Genomic DNA, 19,281 nt, shown 5'->3' on the forward strand with positions numbered 1-19,281 from the left:
ATAGCTTCCCGGGAAGATAGAGTGGAGCCTGTGACCGATGATCACGTGGCCAGGATCCAGGCGGAGTGGCGAGCCGAGCGTCCGGATGTCGACACCGGACCGCAGGGGGTGATCGGCCGGCTGCACCGGATCGCGAACCACCTGACCGGTGAGCTGACGCTGCTGTACTCGCAGTACGGGCTCTCGGAGGGGGAGTTCGACGTACTCGCGGCGCTTCGTCGCGCGGGTTCGCCGTACGAACGTGCGCCGGGGGAGATCGCGCTGCACACGATGGTGACCACGGGTGCGGTCACCAAGCGGGTCGACCGGCTCGAGGAAGCTGGTCTGGTCCAGCGTCGGCGTAGCGCCGACGACGGTCGCGGTCGGGTGGTCCGGCTGACGCCGGCCGGGCGGCGGCTGATCGACAAGGCGTTCACCGCCCACATGGCCAACGAGCACCGCCTGCTCGAACCGCTGACCGCGGCCCAGCAGGCTCAGCTGGAGAAGCTCCTGACCGCTTGGCTCGAGCACCTCGAAGTACCACACTGAAGTGGCATGGTCTGGACCAATCTTCGAGGTCTGAGCTAACTTTCTACTTCCTCGGGGGTTGTACGACGTACCGGGACCCACCAAACGGGTCTCAGTGGTCCTGTGAGGGACCCGTGCGACCGCCTCGCTGGGACCGGCGCATGTGTTTCAGCTGACTTCACCGAGGGGGAGTGCGTGGGCGGTCCGCATGTGGTGATGATCGTCGCGAACGACGTCACCAATGACACCAGGGTCCTCAAAGAGGCCATCGCGCTGGGAACGGCGGGGTACCGGGTGACGTTGCTCGGGGTGTCGGCCTCTGGGCGGACCGCGATCGACACCATCGAGGGCGGCGTGGTGATGATCCGCGTGCCTGGCCGGTTCCTCCTGCGCGACGAGCGGAACCGGCGCCGCAGGCACCGGCGCGACCGCCGTCTGTTGGGTGAGCGGGTGGAGCTGGCTGAGACGGCCCGCACGGCCGCTCGGCTGGCGGATCTCCGGGCGGAGACAGGGCGTGCGCAGGCCAAGCGTCGGGCCGGAGCGATCGGGCCGGCCAGCTACCAGGCCGGCCGGGCGATCCGCGTCGTCAAGGGCCGCGGGTGGCGGCTGGCGCACGGGGCGCGGTCGGTCGCGGGGTGGCTGACGGAGCTCGAGTCTCGGCAGGCTTCCGGCTTCTGGCAGTGGTGGGACACCTGGCTGCCGGCGCGCACCGAGCTGGTCAACTGGCGGTCCGTCATTCCGGAGGCCGACGACTACGAGGCGATCTTCGCCGACCTGCTCGCCCAGCTGCGGCCGGATGTCCTGCACGCGCACGACATGCACGTGATCGGGGTCGCGTGCCGCGCGGCCGGGGTGGCGGAGCTGCGTGGCCGGACGGTCAAGGTCGTGTATGACGCGCACGAGTATGTCGCCGGACTCTCGCAGTACGGCGGTCGCACACCGCGGATGATCGCGGCCTGGGCGCAGCACGAGCGGACCTACATCCGGTCCGTCGACCGGGTGATCACAGTCAGCCCGGCGATCGCGCGGACGCTGCACAAGCAGTACCGGCTGGACCGGGAGCCGACGGTGGTGATCAACAGCCCGCAGCTGGCCGCGGAGGGCGGCGAGGTCACCGACATCCGGACCGCGGTGGGGCTGGCGGACGACGTACCGCTGCTGGTTTACAGCGGTGGAATCACTCGGGCGCGCGGGGTCGAAACGGCGATCGCCGCGCTGCCGCTGCTGCCGGACGTCCACCTGGCCGTGGTCTGTGTGCCGCACACCCGCACCCGTCCGGTCGACGAACTTCGGGCGCTCGCCGCCGAGGTGGGAGTCAAGGACCGGGTGCACTACCTGAATCCGGTGCAGACCGCCGACGTGGTGTCGTTCCTGCGTACGGCGGACATCGGCCTGATCCCCATCCTGCGGTACCCGAGCCACGAGATGGCCCTGCCGAACAAGGTCTTCGAGTACACGTTCGCCGGTCTGCCGGTGGTGACCAGTGACATGCCGACGCTGCAGGAGTTCGTCGACAAGACCGGGATCGGCGAGGTCTTCACCGCGGAGGATCCTGATGATCTGGCCGCGGCGGTGCAGCGCGTGCTCAAGGATCCGGCGTCGTACCGTCATCGCGTTGCGGATCCCGGTTTGCGAAGCGAGATGTCGTGGGAGACGCAGGCCGCTCACCTGCGCGACCTGTACGCCGATCTCATCGGCCCGCCGGAGCCGGTCGAGGACACCTCGCCGAGACTTGTCGTCGGGCCGATCGGCTCCGACGCGGCACGGCGTTGGTTGCGTGAGCTCGGCGTCGGGTTCATCCGTCCGCAGTTGGCGCCGTCCGATCTGGATGGGATAACGCACCTGCTGATTGAAGACTGGCAGTCGATCCTGGGCAGCGAGGACCTGGTCTCGGACCTGCCGCTGCTCGCCGCGGCCAGGATCAAGCACGCCGTTGTCGTCTACGGCCGAGTCGACCGCGAACAGGTCCGTCGCCGGGCCCGCGCGTACGGCGGGACCGTGTTCGCCACCGACCGAGTCATCGCCGAGGCCGTCGACGGTGCTCGCTGGCTGCCGGCCGGCCCGGAAGGCACCGAGATTCTCCGCGGTTTCCTGGCCGACTGACCCGGCACGCGGGGACACGTGCGCCGTTCCTGGAGCGAGGTGGGTAACCTCTCCCAAGGCCAGGTGGCCGATAGGAGATGATGCCCACCGTGACCGGACCACAACGCGAGCTCGCGCAGGTGCCGTCGGACGTTGAACCGGCCGTCGCCGGGCTGACCGTTGGGCTCGGTGGGCCGACCGGGCGGTTCGCCCGGCTCAGCTCGTCGTGGTGGACGCCGCTGCGGATCGCGCTTGCCGTGTGCACGATCACCTTCGGGCTCGGCGTACTGCAGAAGGCGCCCTGTATGGAGGCCGGCTGGGATCGGCAGAGCTGGCGGCCGTTCAAGGCGCTGTGCTACTCCGACATCGGGTTCCTCTACCAGGAGCGCGGTTTCGCCGAGGGCAACCGGCCGTTCCTCGACACCGGCAACTACCCGGTGCTCGAGTACCCGGTGCTGACCGGTGGGTTCATGGAGGTCGCGGCGCAGATCACCTGGCTGATCACCGGCGACCCGAAGAAGGACCTGACCGTCGAGCAGAAGCGCGACACGGCCGGCGTGTTCTTCCTGGTCAACATGGTGATGTTGTTCCTCTGTGCGCTGATCATCGTCGGCCTGACCGTCGCGACGGCACGCGGAGTCGCGACACGTCCGGGCGCGGCGCGTGGACAGCCGCTGAACGCCTTGTACGTCGCTGCGGCACCGGTGCTCGCACTCACGTCGACGATCAACTGGGACTTGTTCGCGGTCGCGCTGACGGCCGGGGCGATGTTCGCGTGGTCGCGCGGCAAACCGGTGTGGTTCGGCATATTGCTCGGGCTGGGGACGGCGGCGAAGTTCTATCCGTTCCTGCTGCTCGGGCCGTTGCTCATCGTCTGCATCCGAGGCCGGAAGATCTGGCCGTGGATCCAGGCGCTGGTGGCGACAGCGGTCGCGTGGGGTCTGGTGAACGCGCCGATCTACCTGCTGGCGAAGAACGAGTGGCTGTCGTTCTGGCAGTTCAACGATCAGCGGGAGAGCGACTACGGCTCGATCTGGTACGTCCTCAAGCTCGCCAACCACGAGGTCAAGAACGTCAACCAGCTCAACATCGTGATCTTCGCCGGCCTGTGCCTGTCGATCGCGATCCTCGGGTTGATGGCGCCGAGACCACCTCGCTTCGCACAGCTCGCGTTCCTGGTCGTCGCGGCGTTCCTGCTGATCAACAAGGTCTACTCGCCGCAGTACGTGCTGTGGCTGCTGCCGCTGGTCGCACTGGCCCGGCCGAGACTCCGCGACTGGCTGATCTGGCAGGCCTGTGAATGCTTCTACTGGATGCTGGTCTGGATGCATCTCGCCCAGTTCCTGGCGCCTGGGAATCCGCAGGTGCCCGACCGGATCTACTGGTTCTCGGTGATCCTCCGGATGGCCGGCACGCTGTGGCTGATGCTGGTGGTCGCCCGCGACATCCTGCTCCCGGAGAAGGATCCGGTCCGCCAGGGTGACCTCGTGGACGACCCGTCCGACGGTGTGCGTTCCGGCGTACTAGCACCGGCCTGATGAATGTCTACTAACTAGATCATATTTCGAGACATCAGCAGCGGGCGGTCGCGCGGGATCTACCGTCGGTGTCATGAGGCCGACGCTGACCGTGATCGTGGATCCCGCCGACCGCTGGATGAGCCGGGCCGCGTGTATCGGTCAGGCTCCGGCGTACGACGAGAGCGCGTCCCGCTGGGAGCAGCGCAAGGCCCGCGAGTTGTGCCTGAAGACGTGCCCGGTGCTGGCTGAGTGCCGCGAGTGGGCCCGGCGGACGAAGTACACCGGAACGGCCGCCGGCGAGACCCTGCTCTACGGGCGTCGCCGCGGCCATCCGGAGTCGGCTGCGAGTTAGAGGCGGGCGGCGACCGCTGCGGCGAGCTTGTCGACGGCCTGCGGGTACTGCGGGAAGAACAGCTCCGGCTCGATCAGCTCGACCTCCATCAGCAGGAAGCGGCCGTTGACGACCACGCCGTCGATGCGGGCGTACGTCGGTGTCGGGCCGACTGCCTCGAGGGCGGTCCGGGCGCCGTCGAGGACGACTGGAGTCGGGTCGGTCGGCGTCACGGTGCCGCCGAAGTCGCTCTGGACGCGGAAGTCGCCTGCGGCCGCACGCTTGATCACCGCGTGGGTGAACTCGCCCTCGACGAAGATCAGCGACCACTCGCCGTCCGCGACGATCTCGGGCTGGAACGGCTGCACGAGGTACACGATCTCGGGCAGCTCGGCCAGCGCCTGATCGAGCTCGGTCGAGCCCGCGACGCCGCGGACGGTGTGCAACGCGGTCGCGCCGACGGTCGGCTTGACCACGATCTCCTGCCCGTCGAGCCCGCTGACCACCTCGTGCAGGCACGCGCCGGCCGCGACCTGGGACGGGACGATCGCGACACCACGCTCGCGCAGCTCGAGCAGGTACCGCTTGTCGCCGTTCCAGCGGACCAGACCGGAGTCGTTCAGCACGGGTACGCCGGCCTTGTCGAGGCGGGCGAGCCACTCGGTGAACTCGTCGTACCGCCGGTGGTAGTCCCAGACCGAGCGGAGCAGGACCGCGTCGTACGCCGACCAGTCGACGGACGGGTCGGTCCAGACCTCGGCCACCGGGTCGAGGCCGGCGGTACGGAGGGCGTCGACGAGCGGGAGGTCGGTCGGAGGTAACTCAGCGTGCTCGGCCGAGGTTGCGAGGGCGATGCGTTTCGTCACGCTCGCCAGTGTTGGCAGGGAGGGGTGCTGTGGTCAAACCTGATTTGGCAACGAGTTGGTGACGGATCGTGATAGCCGTGACAACGATGACGGCGGCGGCGAGGTAGATCAGGCCCTGCCGGGTGTCGTGGCCGAAGCTGGCGTAGGCGAGGTACGACGCGAGCGGTACGGCGATCCACTCGGGCCGGCGGGCGAGGGCGGCGAGCGCGATCAACGGCAGGCCGTACCAGGGGTACGTCGGGGTGGCGATCAGCAGCGCGGCGCCGTACAGCCAGCAGCAGGTGAGGGCGATCGGGTCGCGTCTGGTCCGGTGGAAGGCGAGCGCGGCGAGGGCGAGCGCGAGGACCGCGGCGGCGACCTGACGGGCCTCAGGAGGCAACAGGAGCGCGAGAATCGCCGATCTCGAGCTGCCGTCGTCGAACCCTTCCTGGTTGAGGTAGCCGGGCAGGAACCCGAGTACCAAGGTGCCGACGGCAAGGACGTGCGGGACGTACGAGGCGAGGAAGGTGCCGATGGCAACTATCGGTCGGCGGCCGCGGAATGCGGGGAGTAACAGGAGTGGGAGGAGCTTGACGCTGCCGGCGGCGCCGAGCAGTACGGCGGCGAGTTTCGGCCGTCGGGCGGTGAGGATGACGGCGGCGGTGACGAGGAGGGCCGCGAGTACGTCGACGTGGGCCGCGTTGCTCGCTTCCATGGCGACGATCGGTGACCAACCCCACAAGGCGGCCCAGCGAGGATTCTGCACGGCGAGTAGCCAGGCGAGTGCGATCGCGAGCAACGCGGCCGCGATCTGGAGACCTAGGGTGCCGGCGGACCACGGGGTGAAGAGCGCGACCACGGTGAAGTAGGCCTGTGCCACCGGGGGATAGATGGTCGGCACGAACGGCCGGTTGATCCGCGTCCGGGGATCGTCGACCGGATTCTTCGGAGTTTGTTCTGTCACCCCTGACTTCTCGGAAGGTGACAAACCTGGAAACAGCACGGGATCCCGCAGCTGCGCCAGCGAGTCGTCCAACGGGACCCGCGCGTACGGCGAATGGCCGGATAGCTGGACCCGTCCGTCCCAGACGTAGCGATAGGCATCCGTGCTGGTGATCGGCGCCTGCGTCAGCCCCGGCACCTGACACAACGCCGCGACAGCCACCACCGCCCCGACACTCAACCCCCGCCCAAACCGCCACACGACGGCACCAACCACAACAGTCCCAACCACCAGCACCACATTCGCCCACCACCCAACCCGCGCCGCCGCAACAGCCCCCACAACAACCCCAACCGCCAAACCCCCAACCCCAACCACCCGCCCCCAACGCCCGCCGCCGCTACCGCGACCGCCGCCGGCCAAGGCCCACCATGGCCGACCTTGTGCACCGCCGGCGTACGGCGAGCGCGCGCTCATGCGCCAACCGTGCACAACGTCGCCAACCGCGCGACCTCGCCGACCGCCGCCCCGGCCTTGGGCTGACTTTGTGCACCGCCGGCGTACGGCGAGCACGCGCTCGTGCGCCAACCGTGCACAACGTGACCAACCGCCCGACCCCGGCGCGCGCCGGGCTCGGCCGCCGCCACGCCCGCCATCGGCAACCAGGGCTGACTTTGTGCACCGCTGGCGTACGGCGAGCACGCGCTCATGCGCCAACCGTGCACAACGTGACCAACCGCCCGGCCTCGCCGACCGCCGCCCCGACCGCCGCCCCGACCGCCGTCGTCGACCGGGGTCGCGGCGCGGGCTTGGGGTGACTTTGTGCACGGTTGCCGTACGGCGAGGGCGGGTTTGTGCGCCACCGGTGCACAAAGTGGCCGATCGCGGAAGCGCGGCGGGGCGAGCGGGCGCCGGAGTCGTCGACCGAGGCTCTGGGGTGGCGGGGGAGAGGGCGGCGGTCGCGCGAAGGGTTACGGAGGGAGGGGTGGTCTGGGGAAGGGCTGCGGAGGGGAGGGCGGCGGGGTGGGGGGTTGTTGGGCATTAGGCGGTCCGGCGGAGGGTTAGGAAGGCTCGGTGGCCGGCTCGCCAGTCTTCGGTGGGGTGGAGGCGGGCGGTGCGGGCGTGCCTGATCAGGGCGCGCGTTCCGACTCTTGCCCAGGGCAACGGAGTGGAGCGGCGGCCGGTGGAGCTGCGCAGGACGATCGGGTCGGTGTCGTCGAGGTCGTCGTCCGGGTCGACCTCGACCAGGACGAGCCCGTCCGGGCGGACCAGTTCGGCGCACCGGCGAAGCAGGTCGACCGGATCGCCCCCGATCCCGATGTTGCCGTCCATCAGCAGCACGCTGCCCCAGCGGCCCTCTCCCGGCAACCGTTCTTGCACCGGGCGATGCAGCGCGGGCGCGCCACGTGACGTGGTCAGCGAGATCGCACGTGGCGACACATCGACGCCGAGCGCAGGGATCCCGCGTTCGGCGAGCGCAGTCACGATCCGTCCAGGTCCGCAGCCGATGTCGAGTACGGGCCCTTCGCAACGGCTCAAGGCGAGCCGGTCCACCTCGTCCGCAGGCGCAGTCCAGCGATCTAGCTCCGACAGCGTCGGCACGGTCCGTCCATCGGTGCCGGTGGCAACGACTCTCGCCGTACCGCCGAGGGCCTGCTCGAACAGCAATCCCGGGTGAGCCGCATGCTGCAGCCGCCGATACAACCGCGACACACGCAACGAAGGGAACTCGGCCGCGAGGTACGCCGCGTCCCGAGGCGTGTCCATGTCGCGCAACGTCGGCAACATCCGCACGCGCAGACCCAAGGCGCGCAACCGCCGCAGCTGATCGATTCCGGTGTGATCGGTCGACATCGGTACGCCGACGAGCGCGCGACGATCCGGTTTTCGTAGCCCGAGGCACCAATACCCGCCATCCTCGGTCAGCCCGAGCACCGCGTCGTACCCGGACCAATGGAAGCCGAGCAGTTCGGGCCGGAGCTGCGGCGTGTCCATCCCGACGAGCAGCATCGGCGTGCCGTCGTACGCGTCCTCGAAAGCAGCCGCGAGCCGTTCGTCGAGACCGTCGCCGCGCTGCCCGACGACCTCGAACCCATCCGGCAGCCACGGCCCCGGATCACCGTCGAGCGCGATGACCCGCCGGGACGCAGGAGCCGCGCGGACCGTCGTGAGCGTGTCGACCAGCGACGCCCGGGCCAGCGCCGCCGCCTCTTGCGCGGTGAACTCGCTCTGCAGCCGGGTCTTCACCCGCCCCGGCACCGGCTCCTTCGCGATGACGATCAGCGTCCCCTTCACCGCGCAAGGACCTTCGACATGTCGAGCACGGCGCGGGCCGCACCTAGTGGCGTCCCCGTCACCTTCGAACGCCCCGAGCGAGGTAGATAGTCGACGTCCACCTCGGCGATCCGCCAGCCCGCGTCGGCCGCCCTGACGACGGTTTCCAACGGGTATCCGGACCGTCGATCGGTCAGCCCGAGCTCGAGGAGTGCGGTACGCCGGGCCGCGCGCATCGGACCGAGATCGTGCAGCGCAACGCCGGTACGGCGCCTGATCCGCCGGGACAACTCGACGTTGGCCAGTCGGAGATGCCACGACCAGGCGCCCCGCGACACGGCGCGCCGGCGTCCGACGACCAGATCTGCACGGCCCGCAAGGACAGGCGCCGTGACCCGGATCAGCTGCCGAGGGTCGAGTGACGCGTCGGCATCCATCACCGCGACGACGTCCGCCTCGGCCGCCTCCAGACCGGCGTGACAAGCAGCGCCGTACCCCTTCACCTCACAGCCGACGACGGTTGCGCCCAGCCGGGCGGCGATCTCGGGTGAGCCGTCGGTGGAGCCGTTGTCGACGACGATGGCGCGGACTCCGGGCGGCAGTCGTTCGAGGATCCAGGGCAGGGCGGCCGCCTCGTTCAGGCACGGCAGGACGAGATCGACGGACATTCTTCGACGGTAAGGACGAACGCGGGCCGGTGGTTGCCGAACACGACTACGGATCGCTTACGGCGTGCTCCGTTCCGGTGCTGCTGTGACCTGGTGCCGACCGGACGATCTAGGCTCTGAACGTGGCTACTCGTGTGCTCGTGGTCGACGACGACCCGACCGTTTCCAACGTCGTCTCGGCGTACCTGACCAAGGCCGGGTACGACGCCCGCGTGGTCGCGGACGGCGTCTCGGCGGTCGAGGTGTGGCAGCAGTGGAAGCCGTCGGTCGTCGTACTGGACGTGATGCTGCCCGGACTGTCCGGTCTCGAGGTACTGCGCCGGATGCGCGCGGCCGATGACGGGGCGGCGGTGATCATGCTGTCCGCACGTGGCGAGGAAGAGGATCGGCTGGTCGGGCTCGAGGTCGGCGCGGACGACTACGTGGTGAAGCCGTTCAGTCCGCGGGAGCTGACGTTGCGGGTCCAGGCGATGGTTCGCCGCGAGGAACGGCTCGCAGGCCTCGACCTGACGCCGACCAAGCTGAGCGCGGGGCCGGTCACGGTGGACACCGCGGCGCGGCGCGCGGATCTCAACGGGGAGGAACTGTCGCTGACCCACCGGGAGTTCGATCTGCTCGCCTACCTGGTGTCGCATGCCGGCAAGGCGTACACCAAGGCCGAGTTGCTGCGACGCGTGTGGGGCTGGGACTTCGGTGACTCGTCGACGGTCACGGTGCATGTACGGCGGTTGCGGGAGAAGATCGAGGCGGATCCGTCGGACCCGAAGCTCGTGCTGACCGTGCCCCGGACCGGCTACCTGTTCGCGGGCGACGCGTCATGAACAAGGACATGTTCACGATCTTCGCGCTCACCACGCTGTGGACGCTGGTCGTGGCGGCGATCGGCGCGGCGGTCCTGTGGCAGTTCCGGCGACGGTCGTTGCGGGTGACGCTGATCGTCGCGGGCCTCGCGCCGATGGCGGCGGCGCTGGCCGCGGTACTGCAGAGCGTGCGGGCGATGTTCATCTCCGAGCACGACTCGTGGGTGGTGCTGTGGACGCTGGCGTTCGCTGCGCTGCTCGGGCTGGCGATGTCGGTCCTGCTCGGGCACTGGGTCAGCACCGGGTCGCGGAACGTCGGGCGGCGGTTGCGTCACCTCGGTACGTCGTACGACGCGCCGGACGTTGCCGGTGGGGCTGTGCCTGCCGAGCTGGCCGAGCTGACGGACGAGCTGGAGATGACGCGGAAGAAGCTGGCCGCGTCGCACGAGCGTGAGCGGGCGTTGGAGGCGAGCCGGCGGGAGCTGGTGGCGTTCATGTCGCACGACCTGCGGACACCGTTGGCCGGCCTGCGGGCTGTGTCGGAAGGGCTCGAGGACGGGGTGATCGACGACGTACCTGGTGCTTTGCGGCAGATGCGGTCGACGGTGGATCGGATGACCGGGCTGGTGGACGATCTGTTCGAGCTGTCGCGGTTGTCGGCGGCTCCGTTGCCTCGTCGCCGGTCTGCGGTGAGTCTGCGCGAGCTGGCCGAGGACGTCGCGGGCGAGAACAACGAGCACGCGCGGGCTTCGGGTGTCTGCCTCAAGCTGTCGACGCCGATGAACGACGATCGGCTCGCTGTGCAAGGCGATCCGGACGAGCTGACCCGCGCGGTGACCAACTTGGTCGGCAACGCGATCCGGCACACATCGCCGGGTGGGACGGTCACGCTGGACGTGGACCGTGAGACCGACGGTCGGGTGCGGCTGGCAGTTACAGACGGCTGCGGCGGGATTCCGACCGACGATCTGGAGCGGGTGTTCGACGTGGGGTGGCGCGGCGACGAACAGCGCACTCCCGATGCCGCCGGTGGTGGAGGCTTGGGCCTGGCGATCGCTCGCGGCGTGGTCGAGTCCCACGACGGGAACATTGCCGTCAGCAACGTCGACGGCGGGTGCGCGTTCCAGATCGACCTACCACCAGTTGCCGCTCACAACTAGCAGGTCCGCAGACCGGTGGTGAGGTCATAGGCAGGCTTCCAGCCGAGGTTGGCCTTGAGTCGGTCGGAGGATGCCGTGATGTGGCGGACGTCGCCGAGGCGGTACTGCCCGGTGACGATCGGGCTCGGGCCGTTGTAGAGGTGCGCGAGTTCGGTGGCCAGATCGCCGATCGTCTGGACGGTGCCGCTGCCGACGTTGTACGCGGTGAACGCCGGTTGGTGCGGGAGTGCGGAGGCCGCAGTGGTGACCGCGGCCGCGACATCGCCGACGTGAACGAAGTCGCGACGTTGACTGCCATCCTCGAAGACGCGAGGTGTTTCGCCACGTTCGAGGGCGGAGCGGAAGATCGCCGCCACTCCGGCGTACGGCGTGTTGCGGGGCATGCCGGGGCCGTAGACGTTGTGGAAGCGGAGCGCCGTGACCCGGCTGTCCGTCTCGCGGGCCCAGGTGGCGGCGAGGTGTTCGCCGTTCAGCTTGGTGGCTGCGTAGGTGTTCCGCGGATCGAGTACGGCGTCCTCGGTGACCAGGCCGGGGTGGAGCGGCGAACCGCAGTACGGGCAGGGTGGTTCGAAGCGGCCGGCGTCCAGGTCTTCGGTACGACGGGGGCCGGGGGCAACCTGTCCGTGGACGTCGCAGTCGTAGCGGCCCTCGCCGTACACGACCATCGAGCTGGCGTAGACGAGGTGGCGGATGTTGGCGTGGGCGAGCGCTTTCAGCACGACCGCCGTACCCAGGCTGTTGGTGGAGACGTAGTCGTCGATGTCGTCGAGGTGGACCCCGAGGCCGACCTTCGCGGCGAGATGGATGACGGTGTCGATGCCTCGGAGCGCCTCGGCCACGCAGTCGGCGTCGCGGATATCGCCGACGATCAGGCCGGGGCCAGGCGCAGGTTTGTGGGCATGGACGTCCGGGCGGAAGGAGTCGAGGACGGTGACCTCGTGGCCCTCGGCGACGAGTTGGTGGTGGACGTGCTTGCCGATGAAACCGGCGCCGCCGGTGAGCAGGACCCTCATCGAGCGGCCGCCGTACCGTCGAGGGCGTGGTGGCAGCTGCAGTCCGTGTCTGGTTTGGGGAGCTGGCCGATGACGTTCTTGAGCAGGGTTTGCAGGCGCTCGATGCTGTCCTTGAACGCCTCGAACACCTCGGCCTGCGTGACACCGCCACCCGTTTCGACGCCCGCGTCGTGGTCGGTGACCACGGCGATCGACGTGTAGCAAAGGGCGAGCTCCCGCGCGATCGAGGCCTCGGGCGCGCCGGTCATGCCGACGACGGACCAGCCTTGAGCGGCATGCCACTGCGACTCGGCCCGGGTCGAGAACCGCGGTCCGTTGATCACGACCATCGTGCCCTTCGGTACGACGTTGCCGGTGGCAATCACCGTGGCACGGCCGGCCGGGCAGTACGGGTCCGCGGCGGACGTGTGGACGACCGGGTGTTCGTCGTACACCGTGTGTTCGCGGCCCCAAGTACGGTCGACGTACTGGTCGGGGACGACGAATGTGCCGGGGGTGAGTTCGGGTTTCAGTGAGCCGACCGCGCAGGGGCCGAGGACCTGGCGGACGCCGAGTTCACGCAGGGCCCACAGGTTCGCGCGGTAGTTGACGCGGTGCGGCGGGAACCGGTGATCGGCGCCGTGGCGGGGGATGAACGCGACCTGGCGGCCGTCGAGGTCGCCGACCACCGGCGGCTCGCTGGGCGCGCCGAACGGGGTGTCGAGCTCGATGGTTTCCGCGTCCGACAGGAACGAATAGAACCCGGAACCGCCGAGCACTCCGATGTCAGCCATGGCTCCGACGCTAGCGTCACGTGACGCTGCGACTACTCGATCCGGCTGGACCGTCAGCGCCCCGTAAGAAAGCACCGTAAGAATGGGGGCGTGGAGATCTCCTGGGTGCTGCTCGCGGTCGGCACGGTGCTGCTGCTGTTCGGCGCCTACGCCAGCTGGACAGCCGGCCGGCTGGACCGGCTGCACCACCGGGTCGACCTGGCCCGCGCGTCGCTGGAGACCGAGCTGGCCCGCCGTTCCGCCCTGATCGCCGAGCTGGCCGGCAGTGAGATCCTCGACCCTGCCTCGGCCTTGCTCCTGCTCGACGCTGCCCATCGAGCACGGGCGGCGTCGCTCGACGCGCCGGAGGTACGTGAGCAGGCCGAGTCCGCGTTGACCCGCGCGATCCATGCCACCGGCACCGATATCGAGCCGTGGGCCGGCGAGCTGACCCTCGCGATGCGACGGGTCCAGCTGGCCCGGCGCTTCCACAACGATGTCGTCGTGTCGACCCGCGACCTGCGGCAACGGCGGCTGGTGACCTGGTTCCGGCTGGCCGGACACGCGCCGATGCCGACCACGATCGAACTCGAAGACGGCAACTGACTTGGCTACGGTTTCGACGTGAGCAGCTTCGAGGAGGACGTCGAGCGGTACCGGCACGAGCTGCGGGTGCATTGCTACCGGATGCTCGGTTCGTACGACGAGGCCGAGGACCTGGTCCAGGAAACGTTCCTGCGCGCGTGGCGTGCCTTCGACGAGTTCGAGGGGCGATCGTCCGTGCGGACCTGGCTGTACCGGATCGCGACCAACGCGTGCATCGACGTACGACGGCCGCGGCGAGTCCTCCCGTACCAGCTGGAGCCGGCGTCCTTCCCAGCCACGGCCCTGCCACCGCGGGAGGACGTGCCGTGGCTACAGCCGTTTCCCGACGTACTGCTGGACCGGGCCGAGGAGCCGGACGCGGTCGCGATCCGCCGGGAGACGATCGAGCTGGCGTTCCTGATCGCGATCCAGCATCTGCCACCGCGGCAGCGTGCCGTCCTGATCTTCCGCGACGTGCTCGGCTGGTCAGCCCGCGAAACCGCCGAGGCGGCCGGCCTCTCGGTCGCGGCCGTCAACTCGGCCCTGCAACGGGCTCGGCCGGTTGTCCGCGAGCACCTGCCTTCGCACCGTTCGGAGTGGTCGGCTCCGGACGCGTCCGGCGACGAACGCAAGCTCCTGCAGTCCTACATGACCGCGTGGGACAATGCCGACCCCGACGCCCTCGCATCACTCATGCATGAAGACATCCGCATCACGATGCCGCCGTACCCGTTCTGGTTCGAAGGCCGCGACGATGCGCTGGGTTCGCTGGTCCCCAACCTCTCCCCGAACTATCGCGGCCATTGGCGTTTCGCTCCCACTACCACCAACCGCCAGCCGACCCTCGCCGCCTACCTCAAACCGCGACACGCGACGACATATCACCTTTTCGCTCTGGATATTTTCCGCATAGAGTCCGGAAAAATCGCCGAAATTACCGCCTTCGAAACCACCGATGGCGATCTGTACGGTCTGCCAGGAAACCTCGGTTGATTACGTCACCCGCGCTTGGGTGTGTCGCTATCCGGCGCTGGGAGGGTCGGCCGGCTGCTGCTGACTACCTGCTCTGACCGCTCCCGCGCCGGGCGAAACGCGCGGCCTCACGCCCGGAAATGGGCTGGCCCTGCTTGATCTTCTGTACCGTATCGGTATCTTTGCGTTGTTGTTTCACTTCTTGCTTTTCGGCCTTCTCCTGGGCCTTGCCCTTTCCGTTTCCCCAACCCATGGCTTGATCCCTTCAATTGGTAACCGAGTTCGACCAATGTAGGGCGGCGGGAGGGTCATTGATCTGAGCCGCATGGATATCTGTCGTGGGAGAATAGACCAGTCGGGGCGACGATTTCCGTGGCCCCTGCGGCGTCCAGCGGAATCGCGGCAGGAAATGGTCTCGTTTCAGAGTTTTCGCCGGCGGGGCACCCCTCACCCGGCTACAGCCGTGCCCCGGGCACTCGAGACCGGTGATCAGCCGGTGTGATCAGACGCCGTTCTGGTTCTCCTGCTTGCGGGTGCGGTTCGAGAAGTCGCCGACGACCTTGCCGCGGTGGTAGACCCGGTTGTCGTCGCCGAGATGCCCGGCCTGGGTCGCCTTCTTGGCCTGCTTGCCGCTGGTCTTGCCGCCGTTGGCGACAGCGTCGCGGGCCGCTTCCCTCTTCTTGCTGAATGGCATGACATTCTCCCTCTATCAGTCGGACAGCGAATTGCGCGGACGCTATCGGCCGGGAGGAGCAATAAATCGTTTGATGTTACTTGGCGTCGGCATAAACCTCGACCGTCGCGGTGGTGAAGGCGAAGTTGGTGGGGGTGGGGCCGAAGGTCAGGGTGCCGGCCAGGTTGCTGGCTTGCTGGATGGCGTCGGCGACCTGTTCGGCTTCGTCGGCGGGGCAGTGGACGATGACCTCGTCGTGCTGGAAGAAGACCAGCTCGCCCTTCAGCGGCGTCAGGGCCTGACGGAGGGCGGCGAGGAGCAGGAGGGCCCAGTCGGCTGCGCTGCCCTGGACGACGAAGTTCCGGGTGAAGCGGCCGCGGGCTCTGGCGTGGCGAGGGTCGGTGGTGGGGATGTCGGCGGGCGGACCTTCGAGCGTCGCGTCGTCCAGCGGATGGCCGCTGGGTGGGCAGGTGCGGCCGAGGTACGTGCGGACGAGTCGGCCCTCTTCGCCGGCGCGGGCCGCGTCGTCGACGAACGCGACTGCTTGCGGGAATCGCTTGCGGAGCATGGCGAGGTTCTTCAGGCCGTCGCCGGAGGTCTGGCCGTAGATGGCGCCGAGGATGGCGACTTTCGCCTGGCCTCGGTCGCCGGAGAACGCCTGGTCCGACACGGCTTTGTAGAGGTCGCCGGCATCGTTGCAGACCTCCATCAGGGCGCGGTCGCGGGAGATCGCGGCCAGGACGCGCGGCTCGAGCTGGGAAGCGTCGGCGACGACAAGACGCCAGCCGGGGTCGGCGACGACCGCGCGGCGGATGACCTTCGGGATCTGCAAACCGCCGCCACCGTTGGTGATCCAACGACCGGAGACCGTGCCGCCGGGGACGAAGCCGGGGCGGAAACGGCCGTCGTGGACCCAGTCGTTCAGCCAGGACCAGCCGTTGGCGGTGTAGATCCGGTACAGCTTCTTGTACTCGACCAGTGGCGCGACCGCCGGATGATCGATGGTCTCCAGCTCCCATCGCCGGGTCGACTTCAGTTGATGGCCGGCCTGCTTGAAAGCCTTCAGTACGTCGGCCGGCAGATCGGGACGCACCCGGTGGCCGAACGCCGTGGAGATCTGGTCGGCGAGCTCGGTCAGCCGGCGTGGTTCGCCGGTGCCGCCGAAGCGTTCGCCGAGCAGCTCGGCCAGGAGCTCACGATGCGTGGAGGCGCTCCACGGCAGCCCGGCGCGGTCCATCTCGGCGGCGATCAGCATCGCCGACGATTCCGATGCCGTGAGCAACCGCATCCGGTCCGGGTGCTCGGTGAGTTCGTGCCGTCGCAGCTGGTCGGCGTACACCCGGAGGAGGGTTTGGAAGGCGAGCGGCTCGGCGGGGATGTCGAAGAGCGAGGACTGCTCACCAGGCACGACGGCACGCATGGGCGGATCTGGTGGCACGGGGGCACCGCTCAGTCGCGCCCAGGCGGCTGCGGCGGATCGTGGTTCGCCGAGACGACCCTCATAGCCAAGCAATAGGCCTTCGGAGTTCTCGATGTCGTAGCAGCGCTCGACCCGGACCCCAGCGGCCAGCAGACGTGGGTAGATCTCGGCCGACGAACGCCAGACCCAACGACTGACCTGCGGCCGCGACGCGACAGCCGCGACAAGGTCTGGCTCGTGCCGGATCTCGCCGGCAGGCTGCCCGTCCGGATGCAACGGGACAAGCGTCGCCGCGCCACCCTCCTCGGGCCCGATCGCCCACCGCTCGTCCATAGGCAAATACAAGCACCTGGCACGGACAGTCCGAGGACATGAGGCCAGTGATGGGATAGTGGACTTATGTGGCGAGCGGGGGAGCTGGAGACTGCGGACGGCACGAAGACAGAGCAGGTCGAAGGCCTGGTACTGCGGCGGATCGAGCGGGGAGACCTGTCGATCGGGTCGCGGCTGCCGTCGGAGCGGGTGCTGGCCGAGCGGCTCGGAGTCAGCCGGGTGACTGTCGTACGCGCGCTGGAGAACCTGCGGCGGGACGGCGTACTGGAGACCAAGCGGGGTTCCGGAACCGTAGTGCGGCCGCTGGACCGACTGCTTGACCCTGTGGCGCCGGCGTCGACGGTGACGCCGGGGGACCAGCCGGTGCTGGACCTGCGGTTCGCGACTACAGCCGCTCCGCATGACGTCGCCGAGGCGGCGGCTCAGATCGTCGAGGACGGACTGGCGCTGGCCATGGGCGGCGACGGACCGCCGCCAGGTGGATCGGTTGAGCTCAGAGCAGCGCTGGCAGAGCGGTTGACCACAGAAGGCGTGCCCACCGAGCCAGACCAACTGACCCTCACAGTGGGCGCGGCAGCCGGGCTGAATGCCGCACTGGCCGGACTAGACCTCGGACCGGGCGTGGCCATCACCGAAACCCCGACGTACCCAGCTGCCTTTGACCTGCTGCGCAAACACCGGCTGGACGTAGCAGGCTGGCCGGCTGGTGTCTGGGACACCGACCAGCTCGCGCACCTCTGCCGACGACACCGCCCGAAGGTCATCTACCTGCAGGCCGACAACCACAACCCGACCGGGCTGAGTCTTCCGGCAGACCGTCGTACGGCGGTTGTCGAGATAGCGCGTCGGTACGGCGCTGCGCTGATCAGCGACGAGACCATGCGACCACTCTGGCTCGCCAGTGGCGAACAGGCCGAGCCACTGAGCCGCTACCCGCGCACAGTGAGCGTCGGCTCGCTGTCCAAGACAGTCTGGGGCGGACTGCGCGTCGGCTGGGTCCGTACCGGCAAGCAGCTCCGCAGACGCATCAACACCGCCGCACAACCCAGCGTGCCTTCGCCGAGTGCGCTGGACGACCTCCTGGCCCGGGCGATCGTCCCGAAGCTCGACAAGGTCATCGGACGCCGCCGTACCCGTCTCCGCGCCAACCTGGCCGCACTGGAGACCGGACTCAAGACGCTCGACGGCGTGGCATGGGCCACGCCGACCGGCGGTATGACGCTCTGGCTCGAGCTGACCGAGACCAGAGCACGCCGAGTACTCGAGGCAGCACGCGAACAGAACCTCCTGCTCGGTTCAGGCGACCTGTTCACGCCGGACGGCACCGACCGCCGCCACATCCGGATCCCGTTCACCGCACCGCCGGCCACGCTCCGGCTCGTGGTGGCTCGGCTGGGCGAGGCGCTGGCTCAGTCCACTTGATCCAGGGTGGACTGAGGATTGGCGCCTGGTACCTCCTAACCTGGAGAGGAGCCCCACGATCAGGAGGAAAGCAGTGACCGAGAACCAGACCGGAACCGCCAAGGTCAAGCGCGGTATGGCGGAAATGCTCAAGGGCGGCGTGATCATGGACGTCGTCACCGCCGAGCAGGCCAAGATCGCCGAGGACGCCGGCGCGGTCGCGGTGATGGCGCTGGAGCGGGTCCCGGCCGACATCCGCGCCCAGGGCGGCGTCTCCCGGATGAGCGACCCGGACATGATCGAATCGATCATCAACACGGTGTCGATCCCGGTGATGGCCAAGGCCCGGATCGGTCACTTCGTCGAGGCGCAGGTGCTGCAGAGCCTCGGCGTGGACTACATCGACGAGTCCGAGGTGCTCACCCCGGCCGACTACGCGAACCACATCGACAAGTGGAACTTCACCGTCCCCTTCGTCTGTGGCGCGACCAACCTGGGCGAGGCGCTGCGCCGGATCACCGAGGGCGCGGCGATGATCCGCTCCAAGGGCGAGGCGGGCACGGGTGACGTGTCGAACGCGACCACCCACATGCGCCAGATCCGCCAGGAGCTCCGCAAGCTGCAGAACCTTCCTGAGGACGAGCTGTACGTCGCCGCCAAGGAACTGCAGGCGCCGTACGAGCTGGTCAAGGAGGTCGCTGCCCTCGGCAAGCTTCCCGTCGTACTGTTCACCGCCGGCGGCATCGCCACCCCGGCCGACGCCGCGATGATGATGCAGCTCGGCGCCGAGGGCGTGTTCGTCGGCTCCGGCATCTTCAAGTCCGGCAACCCGTCCCAGCGCGCCGAGGCGATCGTCAAGGCCACCACTTTCTACGACGACCCCGACGTGATCGCCAAGGTCTCCCGCGGCCTCGGCGAAGCCATGGTCGGCATCAACGTCGACGAGATCCCCCAGCCGCACCGGCTTGCCGAGCGCGGCTGGTAAAGCTGATCGACGTGGTC

General features: G+C 68.7%; 20 protein-coding genes. 11 read left to right on the forward strand and 9 right to left on the reverse strand.

Annotated features, from left to right (window positions below):
• Nucleotides 1-30: 30 nt before the first annotated feature.
• The 4 genes from EV650_RS01525 (at nt 31) to EV650_RS01540 (ending at nt 4,461) form a co-directional block, all read left to right on the forward strand.
• Nucleotides 31-528 carry a MarR family winged helix-turn-helix transcriptional regulator gene (locus tag EV650_RS01525; RefSeq protein ID WP_238173962.1) on the forward strand — a complete coding sequence of 166 codons (498 nt, stop codon included), beginning with the start codon at nt 31-33 and terminating at the stop codon, nt 526-528.
• A 174-nt stretch (nt 529-702) separates the two neighbouring features.
• On the forward strand, nt 703-2,610 hold the full coding sequence (locus EV650_RS01530; RefSeq protein ID WP_134114569.1) for a glycosyltransferase family 4 protein: 1,908 nt from the start codon (nt 703-705) through the stop codon (nt 2,608-2,610).
• Between the two features lie 80 nt (nt 2,611-2,690).
• Nucleotides 2,691-4,127, forward strand: a complete 1,437-nt coding sequence (locus tag EV650_RS01535) for a glycosyltransferase family 87 protein (protein ID WP_134119820.1) — start codon at nt 2,691-2,693, stop codon at nt 4,125-4,127.
• Nucleotides 4,128-4,200: 73 nt separating this feature from the next.
• On the forward strand, nt 4,201-4,461 hold the full coding sequence (locus tag EV650_RS01540; RefSeq protein ID WP_134114571.1) for a WhiB family transcriptional regulator: 261 nt from the start codon (nt 4,201-4,203) through the stop codon (nt 4,459-4,461).
• Here the strand turns inward: EV650_RS01540 and EV650_RS01545 are convergent.
• Nucleotides 4,458-5,306, reverse strand: a complete 849-nt coding sequence (locus EV650_RS01545; RefSeq protein WP_134114573.1) for an ATP-grasp domain-containing protein — start codon at nt 5,304-5,306, stop codon at nt 4,458-4,460. The two genes, EV650_RS01540 and EV650_RS01545, sit on opposite strands and share 4 nt — an antisense overlap.
• Nucleotides 5,263-6,705: an MptA/MptB family glycosyltransferase gene (locus EV650_RS01550; RefSeq protein ID WP_134114575.1), complete on the reverse strand. Its 1,443-nt coding sequence runs from the start codon at nt 6,703-6,705 to the stop codon at nt 5,263-5,265. Before EV650_RS01550 ends, EV650_RS01545 begins: the two co-directional genes overlap by 44 nt.
• On the opposite strand from EV650_RS01550, the gene EV650_RS40200 reads away from it, so the two are divergent.
• Nucleotides 6,660-7,046 carry a hypothetical protein gene (locus EV650_RS40200; protein ID WP_166677987.1) on the forward strand — a complete coding sequence of 129 codons (387 nt, stop codon included), beginning with the start codon at nt 6,660-6,662 and terminating at the stop codon, nt 7,044-7,046. The genes EV650_RS01550 and EV650_RS40200 overlap by 46 nt on opposite strands.
• 223 nt (nt 7,047-7,269) lie before the next feature.
• Here the strand turns inward: EV650_RS40200 and EV650_RS40620 are convergent, their stop codons facing one another.
• Complete coding sequence (locus tag EV650_RS40620; RefSeq protein ID WP_134114581.1) at nt 7,270-8,523, reverse strand: DUF2064 domain-containing protein; 1,254 nt, start codon at nt 8,521-8,523, stop codon at nt 7,270-7,272.
• A complete protein-coding gene (locus tag EV650_RS01570; RefSeq protein ID WP_134114583.1) occupies nt 8,520-9,170 on the reverse strand; it encodes a glycosyltransferase family 2 protein in 651 nt (216 codons plus the stop codon). Before EV650_RS01570 ends, EV650_RS40620 begins: the two co-directional genes overlap by 4 nt.
• 122 nt (nt 9,171-9,292) lie before the next feature.
• Between EV650_RS01570 and EV650_RS01575 the strand changes: the two genes are divergently transcribed.
• Both EV650_RS01575 and EV650_RS01580 read left to right on the forward strand, forming a co-directional pair.
• Nucleotides 9,293-9,991 carry a response regulator transcription factor gene (locus EV650_RS01575; RefSeq protein ID WP_134114585.1) on the forward strand — a complete coding sequence of 233 codons (699 nt, stop codon included), beginning with the start codon at nt 9,293-9,295 and terminating at the stop codon, nt 9,989-9,991.
• Nucleotides 9,988-11,130, forward strand: coding sequence for a sensor histidine kinase (locus EV650_RS01580; RefSeq protein WP_134114587.1), 1,143 nt, complete (start codon nt 9,988-9,990; stop codon nt 11,128-11,130). Before EV650_RS01575 ends, EV650_RS01580 begins: the two co-directional genes overlap by 4 nt.
• On the opposite strand, the gene EV650_RS01585 is transcribed toward EV650_RS01580, so the two are convergent.
• Together EV650_RS01585 and EV650_RS01590 are read right to left on the reverse strand one after the other, a co-directional pair.
• Nucleotides 11,127-12,143, reverse strand: a complete 1,017-nt coding sequence (locus tag EV650_RS01585; RefSeq protein ID WP_134114589.1) for an NAD-dependent epimerase/dehydratase family protein — start codon at nt 12,141-12,143, stop codon at nt 11,127-11,129. The two genes, EV650_RS01580 and EV650_RS01585, sit on opposite strands and share 4 nt — an antisense overlap.
• A complete protein-coding gene (locus tag EV650_RS01590) occupies nt 12,140-12,916 on the reverse strand; it encodes an S-methyl-5'-thioadenosine phosphorylase (RefSeq protein WP_134114591.1) in 777 nt (258 codons plus the stop codon). The genes EV650_RS01585 and EV650_RS01590 overlap by 4 nt, the downstream gene beginning before the upstream one ends.
• 90 nt (nt 12,917-13,006) lie before the next feature.
• Between EV650_RS01590 and EV650_RS01595 the strand changes: the two genes are divergently transcribed.
• Together EV650_RS01595 and EV650_RS01600 are read left to right on the forward strand one after the other, a co-directional pair.
• Complete coding sequence (locus EV650_RS01595) at nt 13,007-13,501, forward strand: hypothetical protein (RefSeq protein ID WP_134114593.1); 495 nt, start codon at nt 13,007-13,009, stop codon at nt 13,499-13,501.
• 18 nt (nt 13,502-13,519) lie between these two features.
• Nucleotides 13,520-14,473 (forward strand): RNA polymerase subunit sigma-70, encoded by a 954-nt coding sequence (locus tag EV650_RS01600; protein ID WP_134114595.1) that lies wholly within the window; start codon nt 13,520-13,522, stop codon nt 14,471-14,473.
• 64 nt (nt 14,474-14,537) lie between these two features.
• Here the strand turns inward: EV650_RS01600 and EV650_RS40210 are convergent, their stop codons facing one another.
• The 3 genes from EV650_RS40210 to EV650_RS01610 form a co-directional block, all read right to left on the reverse strand.
• Nucleotides 14,538-14,705 carry a hypothetical protein gene (locus tag EV650_RS40210; protein ID WP_166677988.1) on the reverse strand — a complete coding sequence of 56 codons (168 nt, stop codon included), beginning with the start codon at nt 14,703-14,705 and terminating at the stop codon, nt 14,538-14,540.
• Nucleotides 14,706-14,954: 249 nt separating this feature from the next.
• Nucleotides 14,955-15,146 (reverse strand): hypothetical protein, encoded by a 192-nt coding sequence (locus tag EV650_RS01605; protein WP_134114597.1) that lies wholly within the window; start codon nt 15,144-15,146, stop codon nt 14,955-14,957.
• A gap of 76 nt (nt 15,147-15,222) precedes the next feature.
• Nucleotides 15,223-16,878, reverse strand: a complete 1,656-nt coding sequence (locus tag EV650_RS01610; protein WP_134114599.1) for a bifunctional 3'-5' exonuclease/DNA polymerase — start codon at nt 16,876-16,878, stop codon at nt 15,223-15,225.
• 66 nt (nt 16,879-16,944) lie between these two features.
• Here EV650_RS01610 and EV650_RS01615 point away from each other — a divergent pair, with 66 nt between their 5' ends.
• Both EV650_RS01615 and pdxS read left to right on the forward strand, forming a co-directional pair.
• Complete coding sequence (locus EV650_RS01615; protein WP_134114601.1) at nt 16,945-18,300, forward strand: aminotransferase-like domain-containing protein; 1,356 nt, start codon at nt 16,945-16,947, stop codon at nt 18,298-18,300.
• A gap of 73 nt (nt 18,301-18,373) precedes the next feature.
• The gene (gene pdxS / locus EV650_RS01620) at nt 18,374-19,264 is read left to right on the forward strand and encodes a pyridoxal 5'-phosphate synthase lyase subunit PdxS (protein WP_255511912.1); all 891 of its coding nucleotides are present in this window, start codon (nt 18,374-18,376) and stop codon (nt 19,262-19,264) included.
• Nucleotides 19,265-19,281 lie beyond the last annotated feature (17 nt).

The sequence above is a fragment of the Kribbella kalugense genome, assembly GCF_004365875.1.
In the GTDB taxonomy this organism is placed as follows: domain Bacteria; phylum Actinomycetota; class Actinomycetes; order Propionibacteriales; family Kribbellaceae; genus Kribbella; species Kribbella kalugense.